Source organism: Bacteroides fluxus YIT 12057, assembly GCF_000195635.1.
GTDB lineage: Bacteria > Bacteroidota > Bacteroidia > Bacteroidales > Bacteroidaceae > Bacteroides > Bacteroides fluxus.
Map to the genome: position 1 here is coordinate 196,755 of NZ_GL882614.1, position 24,188 is coordinate 220,942.

The following is a 24,188-nucleotide window of genomic DNA, read 5'->3' on the forward strand; positions in this document are numbered from 1 at the left end:
GGATACCTTTATTTATTTTCCGGCAACGCATAAAGGAAGAGAGGATCGTCATACTTATAGCACAGCAAATAAAAGGTAGTTCCATCTGTAAATACTTTCCCCCAGCGGTCCAGCCGATAGCGCGCCACAGGGTTGCCTCCCCAGTCGTATTGCTCTACAAAAATATAACCGTTACCTTTATTGGTTTCTTGTCCTACTTTAATGGGAGTACGCCCGCTATAAACCAGAAAGAAGTAACGATCCGTAGCAGAAATCCCCCAATAATAAGTCACATTATCAGGCCCCAAAGTTTTTACATCGTCTTTGGCATCCACTCCTTCCGCATCAAATGAAATGTCACGCACAATACGGGCTTCCTTATCCATCACCAACAGTTTACGGAAGTATTTGTAAGCATATACAATACGGCTGCCTGACGGGGACATGGCAAAGTCTCCGATATAGGCTGCCCATCCTTTGTGCTTTTTACTGAAAGATAGGTTGTAAATCTGCTCCGTCACAGTTGAATCTTCCCGTAATACCGTACGGAAAAGCGCTTTCCCACCCCGGACATTATCCACCGAATAAAGAGTATCGGGGGCAGCAACAACAATTTGCTTGTTAGAATAAGTGCTTCCCTTTATTTTTTGAAAATCAACAGGCACAGGTTTCAATGTTCCGGCAGTATCGGCCATATAGAGTCTGGATGTAGTCGTTTCATACAAATAGGCACCAGGAGCTTTTTTACAACTCTGCACCAGATGCGGATAAATGAACTCTCCCGGTCCATTTCCCTGTTGTCCCATAGAAGCCATATACCGGAAATCAGGCAAGTGATACCAATGGAAGAAGTTGGGCAATGCACCTTCTTCACCTCCCATCGGTTTTACAGTGGTAGTTCCATTCTCGTTTCGTATCTGTACCATGCCTCCTGCAGGACGATTCTGAAAAAGGAAACATCCTTCAATGATCAATACTTCCGGTTCGGAAAGCTTGAAAACCGGGCCATTCTCATCAAAAAGTTGTTGCTTGCCGGACAATTCGACAAGGGGGCCAAAATCATCCTCGCTTAAAGTAACGCTTCCGGCAACCAAAGGCGGTTCCGCAGGACATACCGGTTCTACAGCCACAAACAACGTATCAGCAATGGCCCGTTCTTTTTCTGTCCTGTGTTTGCAAGCCGAAAAAAAGAAAAGTACCAACAAAAAAAGAAAGTTAATGTATTTCATGGCTTATTTAAATTTTGCATATAATATATAGTTGTTGTCATTCTCATGAATGCCATCCGCCAACTTCTGCAAACGCTCACGTTCTTTGGAAGAAAGATTCGTCTTGATCTCCAGATGTTTCTCCAATGCTTCTTTCAGTTTGGCAGGTTCCATATTGAGTATATAGTAATCACCGCAGGCAAACAGATAAGCAGGCATATCTCCTAAATAGTCATTCACGAATCTATAAAAAGCCCCCTTCAGTGTCTTCTTGTCCATGATGTAATAAGACGGGGCCTCAGTAGTATAGTTATTTTCGCTCACTTGCTTCTTCACCGTAGCGTCACCAACAAAATGGTGAGGCAATTCTTGATAAAAATGTATTGGAACTTCTTTGGTCTTGAAATCTACCGTAAAGCGTGGATTCAAACGCCCCTCCTCAAAATGATAGAGCGTATCGGAACGAAGTTCGAAGAAGGTAAAGAGGAATACGTCAAATGTACCGTTGACCTTGCCGCTGGACACTTCATTACTGAAGTCCGGACGTACCGCCAAATGACGTCCGGGAATGGTATCTATCAAGTTTCCCTGAAGGTCTTGACGCCATGCCACGTATGGCAGATTGTTGAAAGGGAGAATGAACACAGATAACGTGGAATTCCGGCTGTCCACCTTAAACTTACCCTTCGGAACCAGAGTGGGCAAAGGGATACTTTGTACATACCGCCCCTTCAAATCGTAGGCAAGCAAGGATTTCGCATTCCACGGCAAGATATAAATACGTTCCGATGATTCATCAATCTGGGCATCATACACTAATTGATACTCTCCCGGCCCTTGTCCGAAGGAACCTACATTGGCCAAAAATTTACCGGACTTATCAAACAGCTTGAAAGGAGTCTGCTGCCTGCCATATACCAGAATGTAATTATCAGAAACCAAAGCATTCCCTGCCGGTACCAATGCCTCGTCACTATTATCCAGTTTCACGACTTGAAAATCTTCCGCAACAGCGCTCAAATACAAAGTGACCGTATCCTTTAATGCGGAAAAATCACAGACCCATACGGAATCACCGTTCACAACTTCTACAGAGCCTACTACCGGCCGTTCAGCCAAGCCATCATTTACCTGTTTTCCAGTGCCATTGCAGCCTGCTAATAAAGCCATCCCCACCAACAGGAAAAAAGCTTTCATCTGTTTCTTGTTTCTCATGTCCTTGTTATTTTAATAGTATGGCAACAAAATTAGAGAAGAGTAAGCAAAAGCGCAAACTTTCCCATAGACAATACGAGAAAGTCGTAAGGCATATATACTACTAATATACAGACATATAAGTTGCAAACAACCAGATAATGATATAGACAAATTCTAAAAATGCCGCAAAAAAGAATCCAAAGTCTCATCGTCCGCGGTCAGCCCGAACTTATCCTTTTTCACACGTTGCTTTTTACGACTGACGGACGTACGGCTGATACAATAAATATCGGAGAGATCTTTGATACTTACTCCTATCTTCACCAGACAACAGAAGTTCATATCCTTTTCAGACAGAGAAGGAAAGTTTTGTCGCAGCCGTTGCGTAAAGTTATCATAACTCTTATCCACAGTCTGCCGGATATCCTCCCAATCTTCTTCGGACAAGGCAATACGCGAGTGGCTATCCGTTTCCTCCCTGTTCTCTTCCAAAGAAGGAATCTTATGAAAAGACTTCATGCGGCGGAATAACGACTCGCGCAACTGCGCTTCCTTTTCACGCAAGAGGGTCAGTTCCTCTGCCTGCACCAGCAACTGTTGGGTTTGCTCCAGACGGGCAGTCTTTTCTTGCAACAGCAATAGGTCAGTCTGGCGTTTCCGGTACTGCCATACGAAATAGAAGACAAAAACAATCAGAATGACACTCAATCCAAGGGATAAGACCATAATCTCTTGGCGCTGCTTATCTATCTTCAAACGATTCAGTTCATTTTGCATCTTCTCTTTCTCATAGCTAGTGCGGCTTTCCACAAATTCTTCCTTCCGGATTTCACTCTTCAAGATATTGTCCGCCTTCAATGCCAAATTATAGGCCAAGCTATCCTTTCCACACGAAGCATAAAAATTTCTCAACCGGAGTGAGGCCACCCCCGCCACCCAACGGTTCAGGGAATTGGCAGCAATCTCATAATAGTGGAATGCGGAATCAGCCTGCCCCGTCATTACAAACAAATTTCCTTTAGCCAGACAATAATGCGGTATGACAGAGCGCGATACCCTGCAATCACGTATGGAGTCCAAGCAACGGATCGCATCAAGATAGCGTCCCATGGCAGCATACGCCTCGGGCATAATCACGCACAACTCCTGTTGCATCCAGCCATCCGTCCTCTCACCCATATTCCTACAATAGGCCAGGGCCTGTTCAAACTCACCCAACTTCATACAACGGAGTGCCATGGCATAATTTACCCTTGCTTCCTGTTCTTGGTCCGAAAGATAATCACATGCCAGAGCGGCATACCTTTTTGCACTGTCCAACGTGGAAGTTGCCCAGATTTTCTTATAAAATATCCAAGCTACCCTGGCAGAATCAGGTTGCAAGGATTCCGATGCCGCATGTTGCCTTCCACATGAGGTCAGCAAGGGCAACAAAAGCAATATATAAAAGACTCCGTACTTCATTTATAAAGCTATTAGCGGTTCCGCTTCAAAAAAAGATGACCGGTAATTGTACCGGGCAGTTCATTCTCATAATGCGTCACCATAATCATCGTTTTATCTTTTCTATGGCAGAATGCCTCAATTATCTTTTTCACCCGGCGACGATTGTACGTATCAAGCCCATGGAGAGGTTCATCCAAAATCAGCAATTCCGGATCCTTCACAAAAGCACGGGCCAAAAGAGCCAAACGCTGCTCTCCACTGGAAAGCTGCAGGAAAGGCTTATCTTTCAGCCCCGCAATACCGAAAACATCCATCCACCATTCACATACAGCCAGCTGTTCCTCCCGAGGACGCTTGTACAGCCCGATGCTGTCATGCAAACCGGACGCCACTATTTCAATGGCGGGCAAGTTCTTCAAATAGGCACGGTGCATTTCAGGACTGACATAGCCAATATGTTTCTTAATTTCCCAAATACTCTCACCCGTTCCGCGTTTCCTGCCGAACAGGCTGATATCGCAGGCGTATGACTGCGGATTATCGGCACACACCAGACTGAGCAAGGTAGATTTGCCTGCACCATTTTCTCCACTCAGCGCCCATTTCTCCCCGCGCATCACCGTCCAATCCAATTCTTTCAAGATGGTGCGGTCATCATAACGGATGCTGACCTTGTTCAACTTTACCACCTCATCCGAAGTATAATTCCCGCTTCCGTACGGCAAATCAAGAATACGTTGCTGCAACTCATCCATGGCAACAGCGGTATCCTGCCCACGGAAAGCCTGCATATATACTTCACGCTCCACTTTTTCACCCACCGTCATGTTATACACAGGCACCACGTGAGTGATGAAAGAAGGTATGTCATCCAACATGGAAAGGACAAGGACAATCTGCAAAGAATCCATACGGCTGAGCTCTTCCAATAAATGGAAAAGAAGTTCGCGGGTAAGAGCATCCAGCCCGATAAACGGATTATCCATAATAAGAATACGGGGAGCGGTGAGCAATGTCTTTGTCAACTGGAACTTACGCAACTCACCGCTGCTGAGAAGAATGATTTTTTTATCAAGCATAGGTTCGATACGGAACAACTCGAACAATTGACCCTTCAAAGCGCTGTCAGCGACCTCCCCCAACATCTCACGCACTTCGGGAGTATCTTCTTGGTCGTGGGCGTTCCATCGCTGCTGATAGTAGTAATTGGCATCGGCAGAGCCGTAAGTATCACGGAAAGCTATATATTTAATATTATCATAGGCTGTCTTGGTAGCCGACGGAGAAAAATCATAAGCCAGTTCACCTTCCCTCAAAGGATACTTGCCCGTGAGCATATCTACCAGAAGGCTTTTCCCTGCCCCATTAGGACCTACAATGGCAATGTGCTCTCCCGCCAGAAAGTCGAGAGTTACGGGCCGGGCCAAACGAACAAGCGGGTTGCGTACTACGCCCCCCGCTATGTGTATAGTGTATGGTTGCGCCATTTCAAACGTATTTAATATAGTTGATGGCGCAAAGATAAGATTTTTTTAAAGATGAAGGATCATTGCCGACTGTGCAGGCACAAGTATTTCTGTTCCATACACCGTACCCAGACCTTGTTCATTGATAAAGCCGTCTTTGCAAACCACCGTATATTTACCTTCGGGAACAGCAACTTTTGCAGGCTGCTTGCGGGAGTTCAGGATTACGATTATACTTTTCCAGGCATCACCGTTCGCATTGTCCTTCAATTGATAGGCCACAAGATTACTGCCATCGACTGGAAGGAACTCAAGGTGTTTACGCACCAAGCCGGCATCACCCATGCGGAAAGCAGGATGATTCTTGCGAAGCCGAATCAATCCTTTATAATAAGCAAAGACATCGGCATGTTCCGTCTTGCGTTTCCAGTCTATGGCGTTGATGGAATCGGGACTCTCATAGCTGTTGTGCACTCCCTTCTTGTCACGCATCACTTCCTCGCCTGCATAGATGAAGGGGACACCCTGCGAAGTGAATACAGCGGTTTGAGCCAGTTTATCCAGTTTTGCCTGTTCTTCGGGAGTGATGCCCGGAATACTGGACCTCAACCTGTCAACCAGACACATATCGTCATGGCATGACACATAACTAATCATCTGTGTAGGTTGCTCTGCCCAAGGAGCCTTACTGTAATTAACAGAATCATTGTTTACCTGCGGATGCTTAATGGCACCTACAATACCAAACTTGATGCTCTCCTCTCCTCCGGGAAGCCCGGCAAGGAAAGCCCCCTGATGATTGTCGTTGAACGGACCGCGCAAAGCGTCGCGCATCTCGTCGGAGAAAGCGGCAATGCCCGGCATCTTGTAAGTGTTGGCTTTCATGGCCAAAGAATCCTGTGGCATCTGCGGAGCCTGAGCCGCCCAGCCCTCACCATATATAAAGATGGTAGGATCAACAGCCGTTGCAGCCTGGCGTATCTCGTTCATGGTCTCGATGTCATGAATTCCCATCAAGTCGAAACGGAAGCCGTCGATATGATACTCGTTTATCCAATGCAGAACAGATTCTACCATATACTTACGCATCATAGGGCGGTTGCTGGCAGTCTCGTTACCGCAAGCCGAAGCATCCGCATAAGAGCCGTCGGGCTTCTGACGATAGAAATAGCCGGGAACGGTACGCTCAAAGTTGCTGTCAGAAGTATTGAAAGTATGGTTATATACCACATCGAGCACTACACGGATGCCTGCCTTATGCAAAGCCTGCACCATCTGCTTGAATTCACGGATACGAACCTCCGGCGTATAAGGGTCAGTAGAATAGGAACCATCGGGTACATTGTAGTTCTGAGGGTCATATCCCCAGTTATATTTATTCTCATCCAACTTGGTCTCATCCACTGAAGCATAATCGTAAGAAGGCAAAATATGCACATGGGTTATTCCCAACTCTTTCAGATGGTCGATACCGGTTGCCAGTTTATCGGGATTGACCGTTCCCTGTTCTGTCAGTGCCAGGAACTTTCCTTTATGTTCAACGCCCGAGGACGGATCAATGGAAAAGTCACGGTGATGCATCTCGTAAACAATGACATCTGCAGGAGAAGCCAATGCAGGCCGTTTGTCGTCCGCCCACCCTTCAGGATCAGTGGATTTCATATCAATAATCGCCGCACGTTTACCGTTCACACCAACAGCTTTGGCATTGATTCCCGGTGTGTCTCCCAACCACTTGTCGTTGATTTTGACATTGAATGTATAAAATTTGCCTTTCAAGTCTTTTTCAACTTTGGCAGTCCATGTTCCCTCCTCGGACGGATTCATGGAAATTGTTTCGTAAGCATGTCCTCCGTCTCCTGCCTCAAACAGCATCAGACGAACTTCATCCGCCGTGGGCGACCATAAGGTAAACTGCGTTGCAGCAGGTGTATATTCCATTTCAGTCAGACTGCCGGAACGGACCGGATAAAGTTCATACGAAGCATATTCGTTCTTTGCGGGAGCACAACTGGCGATGGTCGTTGCAGTTACTCCAATAATGGCAAGTTCATTCAATTTCATGATACTGTCTTTAAGTATTAAATATTTTATTAGATTTCAAGTCTTATTTCATCACCCTATCCATTGTCATCACTTTATCCCCTTTTTTACCTTATCCGGATTTTTGGCTATAAAATCCTTCCATCCATGATAGCCTTTCTCCACTGCCGGACGTCCCATCTGCAGAAAATGACAATAGGCAGCAGCGAGTCCGTCCGTTGCATCCATAAACACCGGCATATCTTCCTTTGGGAAATGCAGCATACGCTGCAACATGTCGGCAACTTGTTCTTTGGATGCCTGTCCGTTTCCGGTAATCGCCATCTTTATTTTTAGAGGAGCATATTCCGTAATAGGGATGTCCCGGCTCAAGGCGGCTGCCATTGCCACTCCTTGCGCACGCCCCAATTTAAGCATAGACTGCACATTTTTTCCAAAAAAAGGAGCTTCAATAGCAAGTTCATCAGGCAAATAACTCTCTATGATGCTCAGTACGCGTTCATGGATATGGCGCAATTTTAAATAGTGGTCACCAAACTTACGGAGGTCAATGATGCCCATAGCTATCATTTCGGGTTTTACACCCGTAACACGCAACACACCGTACCCCATAATAGTGGTGCCGGGGTCAATACCCAGAATTATCTTTTCCTTGACCGGCTGTATCACACTATCACCTCCATCAATGTAGGGAATCCTATTACTTTATCCTTGAATATGTTCAGTAACTCCCCGTTCAACTTGACACCCTGTTCTTGATGCCAACGGTGCAACTTGGCAGAATCTTCCACTTCAAACTGAACCGAAAAACAAATACTGCCTTCCTCTATGTGGCTCAATATGCGGGAAATCCGGGGAGCGTGCAAAGTACCGTTTTTCTCAACTTCGGGAAGATAGTACTCCTGCATCCAAATCAGGAAGTTTTTTTCCTGTCCTTCCTCTACGTGATAGGTCGTATTATATATCAGCATAACGTCTTTTTTTCAAATTCTTTGGCAAACATAGCAATTATTTCAGAATAATGCATTATATTTGCACCATCAAAAATGCGGGTAGCTCCGCAAACGTTAGCAACGGGGCGTTAGCTCATCTGGCTAGAGCGCGACACTGGCAGTGTCGAGGTGATCGGTTCGAGTCCGATACGCTCCACTCGTTAAAATTGGTTCTTGCGCTGAAGAACGGAAAACATATAGAAGAGCGGCACTGATTCAACCTCTTGTATAAGTTATTTTATAATACTCCCTATCGTACTCTGATAACTGAATAAAGAGTTTCTTATCATTAATGTAACCTACATATGCTCCGCGAATAATATTATATTCATATCGTTCTTTCATAAAAAGGCGTAATTCATCATAGGGTATCTTACTTTTGCTCAAAATAAGACATGAAGTATATAATACACCCTCCTCATCAAAGAAATACCATTCACCTGTAGGGCTAACTCCACCATTCCTATAATAAAAGACAGCAGGATCTGTCTGCATTTCATAGCTATCGCCAAGTTTGGACAACAAATCATTTTTAGTCAATGAAAAATCATGTATAGGTTCAATGAAGTTCTGGTATTTCGGAACAACTTCTACCTTGACATCTATTGTTTGATTATCCGCCTGTACCTTTATTATCGTTTTACCCACATGGATTCCCACGACACCTCCCCTTTCGGTGACAACCGCAACATTCTCATCCTCGGACATAAAATCGACCTTTCTCATTCCGGAAACCTCAAGCTGCCGTACAGAAGGCGGGTAATCCTTCTTCACGTACATAGAACTCAGTAAAAGTTCGTCAGGCTCTACAGAGATTCTGGAAAAATGCTCTACCTCATCGCTGCTACAAGAAGTGAACGATACAAACATGAGAATAAGTAATCCAACTATACTTGAAAAAACTCCAATTAAAACATAAAAAAACTTTCTCATAAATTAAATAGTTAAGTTAAACATTTATCTTTAAATCACAACACTACTTCAAAAACAACCCCCAACCGTAAAACCGGGGTATAGCATAGTTCCTACCAACAACAAGCAAAGCAGAACCTTACTGACTTCAAATCTGATTGCAACATAAAGACAAGCTTTCTTTGAAAACTCCCTACGCAATTTGAGAGAAATTTTATAAGAGAAAGGATACGTTGAGGAATAAATATTGGAAAACCGCCCGGCTCATCACGAGCAAGGCGGTCATTGGCTTAGTCTATAAGCCCCAAAATACATATGTTTAAACAATTATATTCATCACAGGAGCATAGAATCAAGTTAGAAGAATGAAACAAAAAAGTCCTTTTACACAAGCTTTTTTGTCTCTGGAAGTCATCAATACCCAGGTGTCTGTTCCAATTCCGTATCAGAACTCAATGTACTGGTATCTATAGGCCAAAGGACACGATAGGCATTTTCTGTAGAAAGCAGCGGCTGAACTGTAATCGAATTTGCCTCTGCCCATGATTTTGAAGTTGCTTCCCTCAAGTCATTAACGGCAAGTCCATAAGCCACATGTCCTTCATTATGGAACACCAAATGATCTGTAGTACCACAAGCTGAACTGACAGACATACGGCAGACATCCCACCAACGTTGTCCTTCTTGAACAAATTCCTTGTCTTTCTCATGAAGAATAGCCACTTCGTTTTCTGCAAACGACCCAGGAGTATATCCATAGACATCTTCACTCCAAGCGTCACCATATGCACGCTCGCGGATCTTGTTGATATTATTTTTTACTCCGGTGTTATCTCCCTCCATATTCGCAATTTCAGCAAGAGACAAGTATGCCAAGGGCAGACGATAAATAGCACGGTCACTATCGTAAGTCCTGTAACTTGTCAAAGCAGAAATGCTCCCTATATGTTTGCGTACAAAAGTTCCGCGAAGTTGGGTAGCCTCCTTGTCATGCCAAGAACTTATAAACGTGGCGTCACGGCGTGTATCGGCTTCATCATACTGATACCAGAGAGCATTAGAATACTGATAATAGTGCACATTTCCACCAATCCGGAGAGGATCCGCCCATGTTTCTCCATTGATGTCAAAGGCATTACCAAGCGTAAGTCCGGTAGTGGCACTGTAGCAATAACCGGAAAAACCGTTCGAAGCTTCATTCTCGTCATACTTAAAAGCCATAATTATTTCAGAATTCTGCTTATTTTCCGGATCAAATACAGCGGAGAAGTCCCCCTGCAAACCCAGACCATAATTATTTATCACATTCTGAAAATGGGTCTTGGCTGTAGCCAGATCGTTTTTATCAGCCGCCTGGTCGCCAATGGTCACCTTGGAATTCCAAAGATAAACTTCACCTGCCAACATCTCCGTTGCAGCTTTTGACCAGTAATATTTGGCATTACCGCTCTCATTGTCGAAGTTAAAAGTAGTCTGGTTACCAAAATAATTTAGCGAAGTGGTTATATCTTTCTTAATTTGAGCCATTACTTCCGAAGGCTGTGCACGTTTCATGTATAACGTAACCGGGTCATAATTACCATCTGCTACGTCAGGTATCAATCGCAAAGGCACCCCACCGTAAGCACGATAAAGTATAAAGTAATAGTAAGCACGCATACCATAAGCCATGCCTAGACAATAATTCTTGGTTTCTTCACTAGAGAAGTAATCAGCAGGTTCTACCCGGGCTATAAAAAGATTGACATTGGCAATCAGCCCCCAGTAATTGCCGAAATTAGCCACCCCATAATTAGTGACACTCAAGTTCTGCTCACGAAGATACGCAGCAGCAAGGTTAGAGCCATCAGAGCCTGTCGTCTCCAAAGTATATGCCCCCCCTCTTATTTCCCCATAAGTAATATTGGTCTGAAAGTCAAAGGTACGGAAATGTTGCATCATGGCATGAATGTCTCCTATGGCCTGAGCCTCTGTGGTCCAGAAGCTGTTGGCTCCATAATAATCGATGGGAGCAAGATCAAGCTCGCAGGAAGTAAGCCCCAAGCTTGCAGCAACAACAGTTGCAGAGAACAATGAGAAGAATTTATTTTTTTTCATAATTGTCTTTTTATGATATGAATTTAGAAAGTAACATTAAGTCCGAAGAGCACAGTACGAGGCAGCGGATAAGTGGCACCGTATCCGGCTGTTGAACCGGAAGTATACTGTATATAGTCAGGTATGGCACAATTACTGCTCGTAAGATACCCCAAATTTTGTCCGGTTACAGAGACGGTCAGTTCCTGGCAACGGAATTTCTGGGTGATAAAGGCAGGTACCTTGTAAGAGAGTTGCAACTCACGGAAAGCCAGATAGTTTCCTTTAGATGCCCAGAATTCGGATGTACGGATGTAATTGTTGGTTCCACCGGCATCATTCCATACATAACGGGGATATTTAGCGTTGACATTGTCTTCCGTCCAAGAATCCCACATATCAGTAGTCATGTTGTAAGTGCCCTGTCCGCAACCGTTAATCCATTGACGAAGGCCATCGTAAGAATGGAATCCCAAGCCAAAATCAAAACGCGCATAAAGCGACAGGCCTTTCCAGCTGAAAGTCGTATTAAAACCACCGTTCCACTTCGGTACCAGATTGCCGATTACTTTCTGGTCATATTGGTCAATGTAACCGTCACCATTTCTATCTTCATAAATCAAGTCACCCGGCGAAAGTTCATAGGCCATACCAGTCCATCCATACTCCTGCAATTTCTGCCTTCCCTTTTCACCGGAAAATACAGCTACGCTTTGAGACACATCACAATATCCATCCGGCAAATCTGCAGCAGTCCGTGCCATTTTTACAACACCATAACCTACCATTACATCATAAGGAGTCTTTCCCTCCTGAAGGCCACCTACAAAATAGGTTTCATCACCGTTGCCGGTATAAATCTCAGTACCTCCCTGGCGGTTTCTATCAAGTCCGTTTTCGGGTAATTCCACTATCGTGTTCTTGTTCCATGAGATATTTCCTTTTACATCCCAGTGAAAGTCCTTGTTATGAATGAGGTTTGCACCGAATTCCAGTTCAATACCGCGATTACGGAACTTTCCGTTATTATTGGTAACGGATGAGAAGCCGGTGGTTTTAGGTAAAGACAGTGATGCGTACTTATCGGAAGTCAAACGATCATAGAACGTGAAGCCAAGCGTATATTTGTTAGCCTGGAATCCCAAATCAAGTCCCACTTCAGCAGTACGTGTCTTTTCCCAACGCAAACTAGGATTAGGAAGCGTACTTATACGATATCCCGTATTTCCATTATAGGTATAGGCTCCGTACTGTCCCTGCAAGGTGTAGGCACCGATACCGCTGGCATTACCGTTCAAACCAAAGCTGGCACGCACCTTACCATAATTTATGATATGCGTATAATTTTCAAAGAAACCCTCTTGAGAGAAAATCCATCCAAGAGACACACCCGGGAAAAAGCCCCAACGATTATCTATCAAAGAAGAGTATCCGTCCTCACGAAAAGTGGCAGCCAATATATAGCGTCCCAAGTAATCATACTGCACTCTACCGAAATAAGACATGATACGCTGTTGTTCGTGTGCAGAGTCAATGACGCGTGCGCCCTCGGCCGTAGAGGTATAGCCCAGATCCATGAAATCACCGGTAGGAGCATCTTTACCGGAGGCACTGAAGCTCTTATAGCCTCTGTTATAATACTCTGTGCCCGCCATAGCACTGATGGAATGGTCACCAAATGTACCGTCATAAGAAAGTACCAGGTTGTAAGTCTGGCCAAGAGTACGATAAAAACTTGCTGATGAAGAGCGGGTCTTGTCAATGGCAGTTTCCGCTTGGTTGGTATGGTAATCCTTATTGAATGATTCTCCCAGATATTCACTGTATGTCCAAGCCATGGTGCCCTTCAATTTCAGTCCTTTAAGCAATGTCGCTTCCAAAGACTGAGTCATGGAGAACTTGTCAGTTTGGTTCTCACGGATAAACCGATCCAATTCGTAAGCAAAGTTTCCGTCTGCCGTTGAACTACCCAGCAACAGATTTCCCTCTTCGTCTGCCAGACGCATAGTAGGAGGCATTGACATCTGACGGCCAAAGTAACGACCATCCCCCTGGCTTCTGGGATTATCGGCCAAATAGTTTGCACGGTTATAGTTGAAAATAGAAGTTGATTCCAACCATTTGGCAATTTTATAATTTCCGGTCAACGAGAAAGAATAGCGTTGATAGAATGTTCCTACCCCGAAACCATCGGCGTCATAATACCCTAATCCGGCATAATACTTTCCCCTGTCGTTTCCACCAGAAAAACTCAAATTATAATCTTGGGTGATAGCCGGATTCTTGACGTTGTAGTCAAAAGCATCCGTATCTTTATATAAAATCCTGGCATCACTAACCGGGTCGTCCATCAAACGCCATCCTTTACCAAGAAGTGCATCCTGTTCTGCACTACCCGTATATTTCATTATATTGTAAATAGTGCTTGCATCAAGCTGCGTCCTGCCGATACCTGCCGGATGATTGGCTGAATTCAAGTTGGCAGAGGCTGCCCACGGAGTATTGGCAAGCGCCTTCCGCATCCAGTAGATATAGCCTTCCGCATCCATCATGTCATACTGTTTGACAAAGTATTGCGCTCCCACCTTCATATTGAACGTAACTGCGGCTTTTCCGGCTTTCCCTTGTTTGGTAGTGATAAGCACCACACCGTTGGATGCACGGGCACCATACAAGGCAGTAGCTCCCGCATCCTTTAAAATCTCCATCGACTCAATATCATTGGAGTTCAAGTCACTTAGACCTTCCGGACGAATCTGCCCGTCCACGACTACGATAGGCGACCCTGTACCGTCAAAGTTAGTACCACCGCGAAGTACAATGGAAGGCGTGCTGCCGGCAAAACCAGAAGTTTGCTTCACTTTCAAACCGGCCACAGCACCTACAAGTGCCTGGGCAGGGTCACCATACGATCCCATAGTAAGCGTTTCTTCACCTACTTTCGAAATGGAGTTTGTCAATTTGCCTCGTTTCTGCTTAATGCCATACCCCATTACCACTACTTCATCCAAAGTTTGGGCATCCTCCTTCAATACAATGGAAAGTGCCTTTCCTTCCCACTTCACTTCCTGTGTCTGATAGCCCACAAATGAAATTTGAAGAATGTCGCCTGTTTTAACGTTGCCCAAAGAAAAGTCACCATCCAATCCTGTGATGACTCCATTACTGGTTCCCTTTACCACTACAGATGCACCGATTACACTTTCACCGGTTTCATCTTTGACAATACCCGTGCACGTACCACTCTGTTGTGTGATTTTTACAGCAGCCACATCCGGACTGGCTACCGCATAAGCTGTTCCTGCTGATATTCCCATGAGAAACAGCACCATGCTGACCGATCTAAATCGTTTTAACATAACTGTTTTTTTAATATTAATAATAAAGTTAACAATGTACTCCACAAAGCAGTAAGTACTTTTAGAACTAACTTAACGTGTATATTTCTCTTGAAAGAAAACCAAGAAGGATAGTAATTTCATTGAAAACATAAATTGAGATCTAAAAAGGTATCTATTGTTCTACCGGGAAGTATATTTGTTATACCTCATTCATGGCTATGTGATACTTTTTATTGATTTTAACGGCAATCCTTCGATAAATTAAATATTTTAGATAAACACAATCATATCCCTTATTAATATAAATAAAACAAGGATTCTGATAGATATATTTTATTTAATAAACGGAATTCATGAATTAATTAGAAAATATTTTTATTAAATATGTTCTGATAACAAAAATATTATTATTTTTGCAGCGAAAATTGTGCTTTTACAAGTATAGTTCTAAAAGAACTTGGTTTTAAGACAAGTGTATCAAAACTCTGAAAAGGTATCTCTCTCTCTTTCAGACATCCCTCTTTTTTCTATAAATCGGCCGGTAGTTATCCTTTCTTCAGATTAGGCAGGAACCAAGCCACCAGTCCCAACAAAGGCATGAATGCACACACATTATAGACCGCTTCTATGCCATGCTTGTCCGCCATGGAGCCCAATACAGCCGAAGCAATTCCAGCAACCCCAAAGGCGAAGCCAAAGAACAGGCCCGAAACCAACCCCAATTTATTGGGAAGCAGCTCCTGTGCATACAATAATATAGCGGGGAAAGCAGAAGAAAGCATCAGTCCTACACAGAAGCTAAGCACTATCGTCCACATCAACCCGACATGAGGCATCAGCATGCTGAACGGTGCTGTACCGAGAATGGATGCCCAAATCACATACTTGCGCCCTACCTTGTCCCCCACCGGACCTCCTACCAGAGTTCCTATGGCAGTTGCCACCAAGAAGATAAACAGAAACAATTGTGACTGCTGCACGGTGACGCCAAACTTATGGATAAGATAAAAAGTATAATAGCTGGTCAAACTTGCCATATAAATGTATTTGGAAAAGATCAGTACCAACAGAATGCTTATGGCGAAGACTGTCATCCCGGAAGAAAGAGGACGCTCTAACTTTCCTACCACAAATGCCGGACGTTTCCTTATATGATTCAAGTAGGAACGGAACCAGCGACAAATAGGTATCATCACCATAATCGCCATCACGGCAAAAACAGCAAACAAGGCAATGTGACGCCTCCCGTAAGGTGCCACCAGCAAAGCTACCAGCAACGGTCCGAGCGAACCACCTAAATTACCGCCCACCTGAAATAAAGATTGTGCCAACCCACGTTTTCCGCCTGAAGCCAGAAAAGCGATACGCGACGCTTCCGGATGCAACACGGAAGAACCGATACCGACTACAAACACTGAAGCCAGCAGCCAATACAGATTAGTGGCGAAAGCCAGATTCATTATACCTACCAGAGTAAAGCTCATGCCTATCGGCAAGGACCAGGCAAGAGGGCGTTTATCAAAAAGCAATCCCATCAAAGGCTGAAACACAGATGCCGACATTTGATAGACCAGTGTAATCAGACCAATCTGAGCAAAGCTCAAAGAAAGATCTTCCTTGAACAAAGGATATACCGCTGAAATTACCGACTGCATCATGTCATTCAGGCAGTGAGAAATGCTTAATGCAATAAGTATAGGAAAAGCAATTCTGCGAATGGGAGGTCTTTGGTTCTGCATCATCTTATACTGTCTTTTATAAAAACCGGTGCAAAGTTATATAAAGAAATGAATCCCCTTCCTTTCTCCACCAACCTTTTCATAAGGAATTTCAGAGATACGGAAAGGGATTCTTGTTTCTATTCCATCATCAGTTCAACAATCCGGGATTGGCTTCCAGCGCCTCTTTAGGAATGGCAAGCGTGTATCGGGCATCATTCTCTTCCAATACATACGTCTTGCCACCAAGCACTTTCTCCAGCCGCGGACGGGTAGTACGCCGGAGATCGAACCAGCGGTGTCCTTCAAATGCCAGTTCGCGGGCACGCTCATCCAGAATTTCTTTTACCAAAGCTTCCTTGCTCATTTCATTGACTGCAGCAGCTTTTACAGGATAAGCCTCCGGAGCGTAACGTTTCTGCATCAATGCCAGCAACCGGGCACGCGCCTGCGGCAATCGGTCCATCCGGGCAGCAGCCTCAGCGGCCGTCAAGTACATTTCACCTACACGGAAAGTACACAGGAAATTATTGCTTCCCGCCTTCTTGCTCTTCCGGAATCCGTCTTCATCCGCTGCAGCAAAATATTTGTCCAGGCGCATGTCCTTCTCTGCATAAAGGGCAAGAAAATCCGGAGTGGCCAGGGCAGCCCCATTGATGGTGCTACTCAAAGAGATTTCCAACGCAGCAATATTCTCCACAGATTTATAACTGTTGGGTACATCGGCGGCGGCATCGTTCAAATCTTCCAGAACGGATTTTCCTGCAAGTACAGCCTCGGCTGCATCCCAAGCCTCCTGCCATTCTCCTTTATATAAAGATACGCGTGACTGAAGCGCCTCTACCGAAGCCACATTGAAACGATAGGAGAATCTCTGCTCCCACTCCGTTTCCGTAATCAACTTACGGGCTTCATCAATATCAGACTGGACAGAAGCATAAACTTCCTTCACTGTATTACGTTTCAAGACTTTCTCCAAGTCCGTGTCCAGCTTCAGCGGTACCGCTTTCGTATCCAAAGCACCCTCTTTGGTGTAAGGTTGACCATAAAGGTTTACCAACAAGAAATGCACATAGGCACGGAGCATATACGCTTCTCCCACGAGCTGGTTTATATCTTTTCCAGAACCGTCCTTGATATCACTTCTGCTCTCTATGACATGGTTCGCTATAAAAAGCACATTATAATATTTAGCCCATTCAAACGACGAAGTATAAGCGTTGGGCGCCAAGTCATTCCAGCGTTCTATATCCATGTAATAGTTCTGGTCATATTCATTATCCCTGACCCGCATTTCGTCGGAACGGAAGCAAGCCATCCCCCGGTCGCTGAAATTGCTCACGTCCTTGTACGAACGGGCAAGCAGCGCCCTATACTCAGCCAAGGAATTAGGAATGACGCTACCGGTAGGCTGTATGTCCAGATAGTTGTCGCAGGCAGCAAGCAGCAGCATGCAACCCATTATCATCAAACTTATTGTTTTCTTCATTTTCTTTCTGTTTTTGGAATTAGAAATTCAGACTCAAGCTAAATGTTACAGACTTCGGCACAGGAGTGGCATAAGGATTGTACATTGATTCCGGATCCATATAGTTATCATATCCCGAACCGAACACAAACAGATTACGGCCTTCCATAGATACCGTAGCCGAATTCATCCCCAGACGTTTCGTCAGGATCTCGGGGATACGGTATCCCAGGCGCAGATTCTGCAGGCGCACATAGTTGAGTTTCTTTACCCATATATCCAGATCCCTCCAGATAGACTTAGAGTCATACCAGGAATATTCTTCCGGATTGGAGGCACTTGTCATAAAAGCCGGAAACTTTGCATCCGGATTCTCGGGTGTCCAACGGTTCAAGACATCACGGTTGTAATTCTTGCCATAGTCCGGATTGATAATTTCATACGAAGGCTGGGTACGTACATATCCGCCGAACGTCAATGAGAAGTTGGCGCTCAGTTCCCAATTCTTATAACTGAACGTATTAATCAGACCTCCTGTATATGGTGCGTCGCTGCTCCCTATATACGAATAGAAAGTTCTCTCCTCGGCAGCAGTCACATCGGAAGAGGCAATGCCGATCCCCCACTCATCCTTCAGACGGTAAAGTTCCTTCAGAGTCACTTTCTCCCCTTCCGGATTATAGAACATCATGTTTCCGGTCTCTTTATCCACACCCGCAGTCTTCAGCGCGAAGATGGCTCCTACAGGATAGCCTTCACGCCCCGGGGTAGTCTGCTGTTCGGGAATGTTTTCCTGCAACACTTTATTGCCGTTATAGGCAAAGTTGAAGTTTGTGTACCAGGAGAAGTTCTTCGTCGTTACATTACGTGTAGATAAGCTGATTTCCACCCCTTTATTTTCCATACTGGCCCAATTGACATTCATGGAAGTGAAGCCGGTTTCCAGAGGAAGCATACGCAAGGCAATCAAGTCGGTACCCTTGCGATAATAATAGTCCACACTCAGGTTGATGGCCTGGTTCAATACAGAAAAATCAAAACCGGCATTGACCGATTGTGTCTTTTCCCAACGCAGCTTCTTATTGGGAGCAGAGTTAATGACAATCATATCTTCCGACATGCCGGGCAGGATACTTTCCGATTTATAAGTCCCCAGCAGGAATGGAGAAGTATTCTTGTCTATATTTCCCTGCAGACCGTAAGAGGCCCGGAACACCAAGTTGTCAATCCACTTTGCCTGCTGCATAAACGGCTCCTGCGACAGGCGCCACAATGCACTGACAGAATAAAGAGGAAGATAGCGGTATTTCTTATCCACGCCGAAAAGGTCGGAACCGTCAAAACGGATACTTCCCCCCACCGTATAGCGGTTCAACAAAGAATAAGAGGCTGTTGAGTAGAAAGATACGTACGCATTCTCCTTATAAGTGGTCTGGTGAAGCGGGAAAGACGCGGCATAGCTCTCATTGGGGAAAATCACCGGTTTGGTGGTCAATGTCTTACGGTCAAAGCCATATCCGGCGGAAAACAAGGTTTCATACCACGTCTTGCGCAGTTCGGTACCCGCCATCACTTCCAGTTCGTGGATATCATTGAAGCTGTCACGATATTCTCCCATCGCCTTCCAGGTAATCTGGGAGTTGGAGTTTTCGTATGACTTCTGCATACCTCCTTCGGGCAGGAAGTGCTTGGTTTCACCGTCTTGGGAGTATTCACTCTGCTTATAATAATAACGCATGGCATAACTTTCCCAGTCTGCAATCTCTTCTCTGGAGGTTTTCTCCAGCTGATAGCCGAATTGGGAAGTCAGCTTCAGTTTATCATTGAAACGCAACTCCGCATCAAATATGGATGAGAAAGAGTTCACCACACCTTCATTGGACGTGTTCCGGCGTTCTTCAAAGATATTGAATCCTAAATCCTTGTACGTATTATTCTGTATATCGTAATCATAATTATAGTTCCCGTCTTTATCGTAAAGTTCAAAATACGGATTCGCCTTACGTGAATAAAAGACGGGGTTGGACATGCCGTACTTGTCCGTCAGGTAATTGGTATTCTTGCGGCGGTTGGCAAACAGGGAAGCCCCCACCTTCAGTATTCGGTTCACCTTATAAGAGGTCTTGCCTACAAGGTTGAAGCGATCCATACCCACTCCGTCTATATTCCCATTTTCCTTAAAATAACCGAAAGACGTATAGTAAGTAACCCTTTCCGTGCCACCGGAAAGGCTCAAATTGTATTCCTGACTGAAAGCATCACGGAAAAGGATGTCTCCCCAATCCGTATTGACACTCTTCAAGCGATTGATGGCAGCCTGCGTCTCACTGCTCAGCGCATCCCACCCTCCGGACCGGAAGGCCGTCAGTTCATTGTAGTCAGAGAGAATATTATAGACTCCTCCCTTATGGTTTTCCGGCGAATAGTCATTGCGAATCATATCCATCTCCAGCCCGACCTTCTCCGCCGAGTTCAGCAAGTTCAGCCGCTTCAGGCTCAACGTAGGAGTATAAGTAAATCTGGAAGAGAAATTGATAACCGGTTTCCCTACCTTGCCCTTCTTGGTCGTAATCACAATCACACCATTGGCAGCACGCGCTCCATAGATGGCCGTTGCCGCGGCATCCTTCAATATTGTGATGTTCTCGATGTCCGCTGGATTCAAGCCCGCAATGGAAGATTGCTTCATATTGGTGATGTCATTCAGCTCATCCGGCTCGGGCACATCCGTCCCTTCCAAAGGAATGCCGTCCAATACCCACAAAGGATCCTGCGTGCCGTTCAATGAGGCGGTACCACGGATACGTATCTTTGCCGGAGCGCCCGGGGCACCGGAAGTCGGGCTTACGGAAAGTCCGGCAATCTGTCCGGCAAGCGCCTGGTCTATACTCTTTACCGCACCGATGGTTTCATCCGATATATCCAGTTTGGATACGGCAGCCGTCAGTTTGCGGCGCTCCACCGTCTGATAACCCGTCACAACAACAGCGTCGAGCATCTGTGCAGAAGTATGAAGAGTTATCTCATACCGATCTTTTCCCGAAACAAGTTTTACCTCTTGAACCTCGTATCCCACATAACTGCAAAAGATACGGGTTACTCCCGAAGGGATGCTGATAGAGAACCGGCCTTCCACGTCGGTGATAACTCCAACCGTAGTCTGAGAGCTTCCCGCCTTTTTCAAGTCTTCCGCCGTTACATAAACGGAAGCGCCGATAAGCGGAAGGTTATCCTCTGAAGATATTACTACACCCTGCACCTGTCTGTCCGCAGCAAAGGCGGAAGACAAAGCACCCACAAGGCATAGCAAAACGATTAATAAACGTTTTTCCATGCGTCACACTAAAAATAAAATTAATACTCTATTGAAATTGCTCCTTTACTTTATTCCCAAGGCTGTATTTATACGTAGGATCATATCTTTATAATGATACTTCACCGCTATGTCCGATGTTCCCAGACGGCTTTGCAACAAATCCTTGATACGCAATAATTCACCACGCTTCACAGAGATGGCATCCGACACACGGTTGATCTGCGAACCGTAGAAGTTCAGTTCACGGGGAGCTCCCATACGACCGGCATCCAACGCCTTGCCGGCATGCTCGTCACAACTGCAGAGGGGCATCCGGTTATCCAGCAAAAAATGACTGTCCATCAATTTCTTGTTGATCTTCACCCCTTCGCTTTCGGCGGCAGCCGTAATCAGCGCGTCAACAAAATTTTTCTGCAAGGCACGCGTCATGACATCCGGCAACGCTCCGCGTTCAGTAGTAGCGAAAATACTGCGATGCAGCCCATCCATCAGTTCAACCACGGTGAATGCCTTCCTACCGTTCACCAACTCATTCTCCAGCATACGCATCAAACGGTTGTTGGACAGCAAATCCCAAAGGATATACGACTGCGCATTCTTCAGCACTTGTGTCGGCGCGTTTTCCACTACCCCCAGCGGAGTGTTGCGCAACAAGTACGTATATTCTCCCACTTCCGCATCGAACAGCCACTTCGGATAAGTCAATACCTGGTCGAGCAGGAACTTCATGGCAGCCTGTTGTTTTTCCTTCTCCACGAACGTATAGGTCTTCTGCCCATCACCTACCGTAGTATTTTCCAGATAAATTCCGCCGATATTGGCAAGCACATGGTAAAGGTAATTGTTCCACTGGTTGATTACCGCATAATACAGGCGGGAAGCCTCTTCATAAGTCTGCCCTTTCTCTCCGGTGGTAGTCCACTGAATGATCTGAGGCACAATACGCTTCAGGTTCTCGATGCCCAACAGAGAAGAGCGGATGGCGTCATCTCCCAAGTCTTCAATCTGCGCACGGGGGTCAACCGCATCCCGGACATCCTGCGCTTCACTATATTTGTACAACCGGTCCGTATGACGATCCAGAAAACCGGCAAGCAATTCCTTTTCCGCTTCCGGGGTTTCCTTGCCATACCAGCGATAGCCATACTCTATGGCAAACATGTCGTACGGTCCTATATGCGGAGAGAGAGCCGTCACCCCGTCTCCCGGCTGTGCCACGTAATTGAAGCGTGCATAATCCATGATGGAAGAAGAGGTGCTGTTCATACGGTCCGTAAAAGTCTTTGAACGCAAAGAGTCTGTAGGAAAAGCCCAGGAGGCCATCATGTTATGCCGCAACCCCAAAGAGTGCCCCACTTCATGGCAAGCCACAAAACGCATGGCATCCCCCATCAGTTCGTCCGAGAGTTTTACTCCCCTGGCTTCGGGACGTATCGTACCGGTCTGTACCGTGATCCACTCCTGAAGCATGCCCAACACATTGTGCCACCACATGATGTCCGCTTCCAGTATCTCGCCCGAACGCGGGTCAAGGATAGAAGGCCCCATGGCATTTGCCTTGGTGGAAGCGGCATAAGTCAGTACGGAATAGTTCACATCGTCCTTATCCACATTCATGCTGTCCGTCAGTTCCCTTGCAATGATGGCATTCTTGAATCCGGCACGTTCAAACGCAACCTGCCAGTCCTCAATACCTTGCTTGATGTACTTTCTCCAGCGGCGGGGAGTAGAGTTCTCTATATAAAACACAATCGGCTTGGCGGGCTCCACCAGTTCTCCACGGAGATAACGCTCCCTGTCTTCGGGCTTCGGTTCAAGACGCCAGCGGGTAATGAACGGTTTCTTGTCAACGCGCTGCTGTCCGTCGCTATAGTTCAACAGCGGATTGGTGAAATATCCTACTCGCGGACTGTCCAGACGCCCCATCATCGGCTTTTCCGGAAGCAGCAACAAGGAGGAGCTTACTTCCACCGTCACATAGACGGTGGTGGTCCCTTCGGTCACCTTGGTAGTCAATTCGGAAGTTGCCACCACATTGTTCTCAAAGGACTTGATGGAGAGAATACGTGACAGGTTCTTGATGGCTGAAGTACCCAGGTTGATATTGGTGAACACATTGTTGATACTCGTTTCCGTACCGTCGTAGATGTCGTTCACCTTCACTACCATCGCGGTAGAGTCTTCATTGAACGCCTCTACCTTGAACCCCGCTATCAACGGGGAAATATAATTATCGAGTACCGACTGCCGTATAGCATCCCCCTCCGGAGCCAGCGGCAACGGACGGCTTTGACGCACCAGCAGCTTACCGGCAGCTTTATCCAATTCAAAGCGCACCATCTGGTTCTCGTAATTCGTGCCACGGTTCACGCCCGCCTCATTCAATTCGGAAGGCACACGCTGCAACTTGTTCACTACAAGCATGTCACGTCCCAACAGTTTTGCTGGGACTTCAAAATAATAGTCGTTCTTTTTCCGGTAAACATTAAACATGCCGGTATGGACAATGGCTCCGTCACCGGTCAACTTCTCATAGTTGCTTCTGGAGCGGACGCTGTCCTTGGCTTCACTCTTCTTTTTCTTCCGGAACCATCCTGCCGCTTCGGGAAAAGCGGAGTCAGACTGGCCGGCATACAACATTACAGTGGGTCCGCTTATCAGGACGCCTGTAGCTACCATAATGGGCAGGAATGTTTTTAATCTCATCAGTTCAATTCTATCTTTTAATATTAAAATTCCTGTCTGTCAAGTCTCTTTTTAGTTGTTCTAGCAATAAAGTTTAAACAGACGCATATTCTACCTCCATAGAATAGTGGGGCGCAAAGATAATAAAAGTATGTTTTAAAAGTTATAAAGCGATGCATATTTATGTTTTTCCAAGAGCAAAAAGAAAGCTTTTACCCTTAAAACATCAAAAAAAGGTATTTGCATCCGCCTATTCCGCGAAACTCCTACAAATGTAACCGGAGGGTGTCTTATACTGGCATAGGTAGACATATTTATAAGTTTGTAAATATGTCTACCTA

General features: G+C 45.5%; 14 protein-coding genes and 1 tRNA gene. 1 reads left to right on the plus strand and 14 read right to left on the minus strand.

Annotated features, from left to right (window positions below; genetic code table 11):
* Positions 1 to 8: 8 nt before the first annotated feature.
* The 7 genes from HMPREF9446_RS03925 to HMPREF9446_RS03955 form a co-directional block, all read right to left on the minus strand.
* Positions 9 to 1,208 (minus strand): TolB-like 6-bladed beta-propeller domain-containing protein, encoded by a 1,200-nt coding sequence (locus tag HMPREF9446_RS03925; RefSeq protein WP_009124119.1) that lies wholly within the window; start codon positions 1,206 to 1,208, stop codon positions 9 to 11.
* Between the two features lie 3 nt (positions 1,209 to 1,211).
* Positions 1,212 to 2,402: a 6-bladed beta-propeller gene (locus HMPREF9446_RS03930; protein ID WP_009124120.1), complete on the minus strand. Its 1,191-nt coding sequence runs from the start codon at positions 2,400 to 2,402 to the stop codon at positions 1,212 to 1,214.
* Between the two features lie 156 nt (positions 2,403 to 2,558).
* A complete protein-coding gene (locus tag HMPREF9446_RS03935; RefSeq protein WP_009124121.1) occupies positions 2,559 to 3,848 on the minus strand; it encodes a hypothetical protein in 1,290 nt (429 codons plus the stop codon).
* A gap of 11 nt (positions 3,849 to 3,859) precedes the next feature.
* Positions 3,860 to 5,317: an ATP-binding cassette domain-containing protein gene (locus tag HMPREF9446_RS03940; protein WP_009124122.1), complete on the minus strand. Its 1,458-nt coding sequence runs from the start codon at positions 5,315 to 5,317 to the stop codon at positions 3,860 to 3,862.
* A 45-nt stretch (positions 5,318 to 5,362) separates the two neighbouring features.
* Positions 5,363 to 7,360, minus strand: a complete 1,998-nt coding sequence (gene pulA, locus HMPREF9446_RS03945; RefSeq protein ID WP_009124123.1) for a type I pullulanase — start codon at positions 7,358 to 7,360, stop codon at positions 5,363 to 5,365.
* Positions 7,361 to 7,429: 69 nt separating this feature from the next.
* A complete protein-coding gene (ruvC, locus tag HMPREF9446_RS03950; RefSeq protein ID WP_009124124.1) occupies positions 7,430 to 8,008 on the minus strand; it encodes a crossover junction endodeoxyribonuclease RuvC in 579 nt (192 codons plus the stop codon).
* Entirely contained in the window at positions 8,005 to 8,310 is a 306-nt protein-coding gene (locus tag HMPREF9446_RS03955; protein ID WP_009124125.1) for a DUF4286 family protein, read from the minus strand. Before HMPREF9446_RS03955 ends, ruvC begins: the two co-directional genes overlap by 4 nt.
* A gap of 104 nt (positions 8,311 to 8,414) precedes the next feature.
* On the opposite strand from HMPREF9446_RS03955, the gene HMPREF9446_RS03960 reads away from it, so the two are divergent.
* Positions 8,415 to 8,488, plus strand: a tRNA-Ala gene (locus HMPREF9446_RS03960).
* 59 nt (positions 8,489 to 8,547) lie between these two features.
* Here the strand turns inward: HMPREF9446_RS03960 and HMPREF9446_RS03965 are convergent.
* From HMPREF9446_RS03965 to HMPREF9446_RS03995, 7 genes are all read right to left on the minus strand, one after another.
* A complete protein-coding gene (locus HMPREF9446_RS03965; protein ID WP_009124126.1) occupies positions 8,548 to 9,264 on the minus strand; it encodes an Ig-like domain-containing protein in 717 nt (238 codons plus the stop codon).
* 393 nt (positions 9,265 to 9,657) lie between these two features.
* A complete protein-coding gene (locus tag HMPREF9446_RS03970; protein WP_009124128.1) occupies positions 9,658 to 11,340 on the minus strand; it encodes a RagB/SusD family nutrient uptake outer membrane protein in 1,683 nt (560 codons plus the stop codon).
* A gap of 23 nt (positions 11,341 to 11,363) precedes the next feature.
* Positions 11,364 to 14,678, minus strand: coding sequence for a SusC/RagA family TonB-linked outer membrane protein (locus tag HMPREF9446_RS03975; RefSeq protein ID WP_050797278.1), 3,315 nt, complete (start codon positions 14,676 to 14,678; stop codon positions 11,364 to 11,366).
* 527 nt (positions 14,679 to 15,205) lie between these two features.
* On the minus strand, positions 15,206 to 16,402 hold the full coding sequence (locus HMPREF9446_RS03980; protein ID WP_009124130.1) for an MFS transporter: 1,197 nt from the start codon (positions 16,400 to 16,402) through the stop codon (positions 15,206 to 15,208).
* A 127-nt stretch (positions 16,403 to 16,529) separates the two neighbouring features.
* Entirely contained in the window at positions 16,530 to 17,867 is a 1,338-nt protein-coding gene (locus HMPREF9446_RS03985; RefSeq protein WP_009124131.1) for a RagB/SusD family nutrient uptake outer membrane protein, read from the minus strand.
* A gap of 19 nt (positions 17,868 to 17,886) precedes the next feature.
* Positions 17,887 to 21,180 (minus strand): SusC/RagA family TonB-linked outer membrane protein, encoded by a 3,294-nt coding sequence (locus tag HMPREF9446_RS03990; RefSeq protein ID WP_009124132.1) that lies wholly within the window; start codon positions 21,178 to 21,180, stop codon positions 17,887 to 17,889.
* A 45-nt stretch (positions 21,181 to 21,225) separates the two neighbouring features.
* The gene (locus HMPREF9446_RS03995) at positions 21,226 to 23,868 is read right to left on the minus strand and encodes a zinc-dependent metalloprotease (protein WP_009124133.1); all 2,643 of its coding nucleotides are present in this window, start codon (positions 23,866 to 23,868) and stop codon (positions 21,226 to 21,228) included.
* Positions 23,869 to 24,188: the final 320 nt, after the last annotated feature.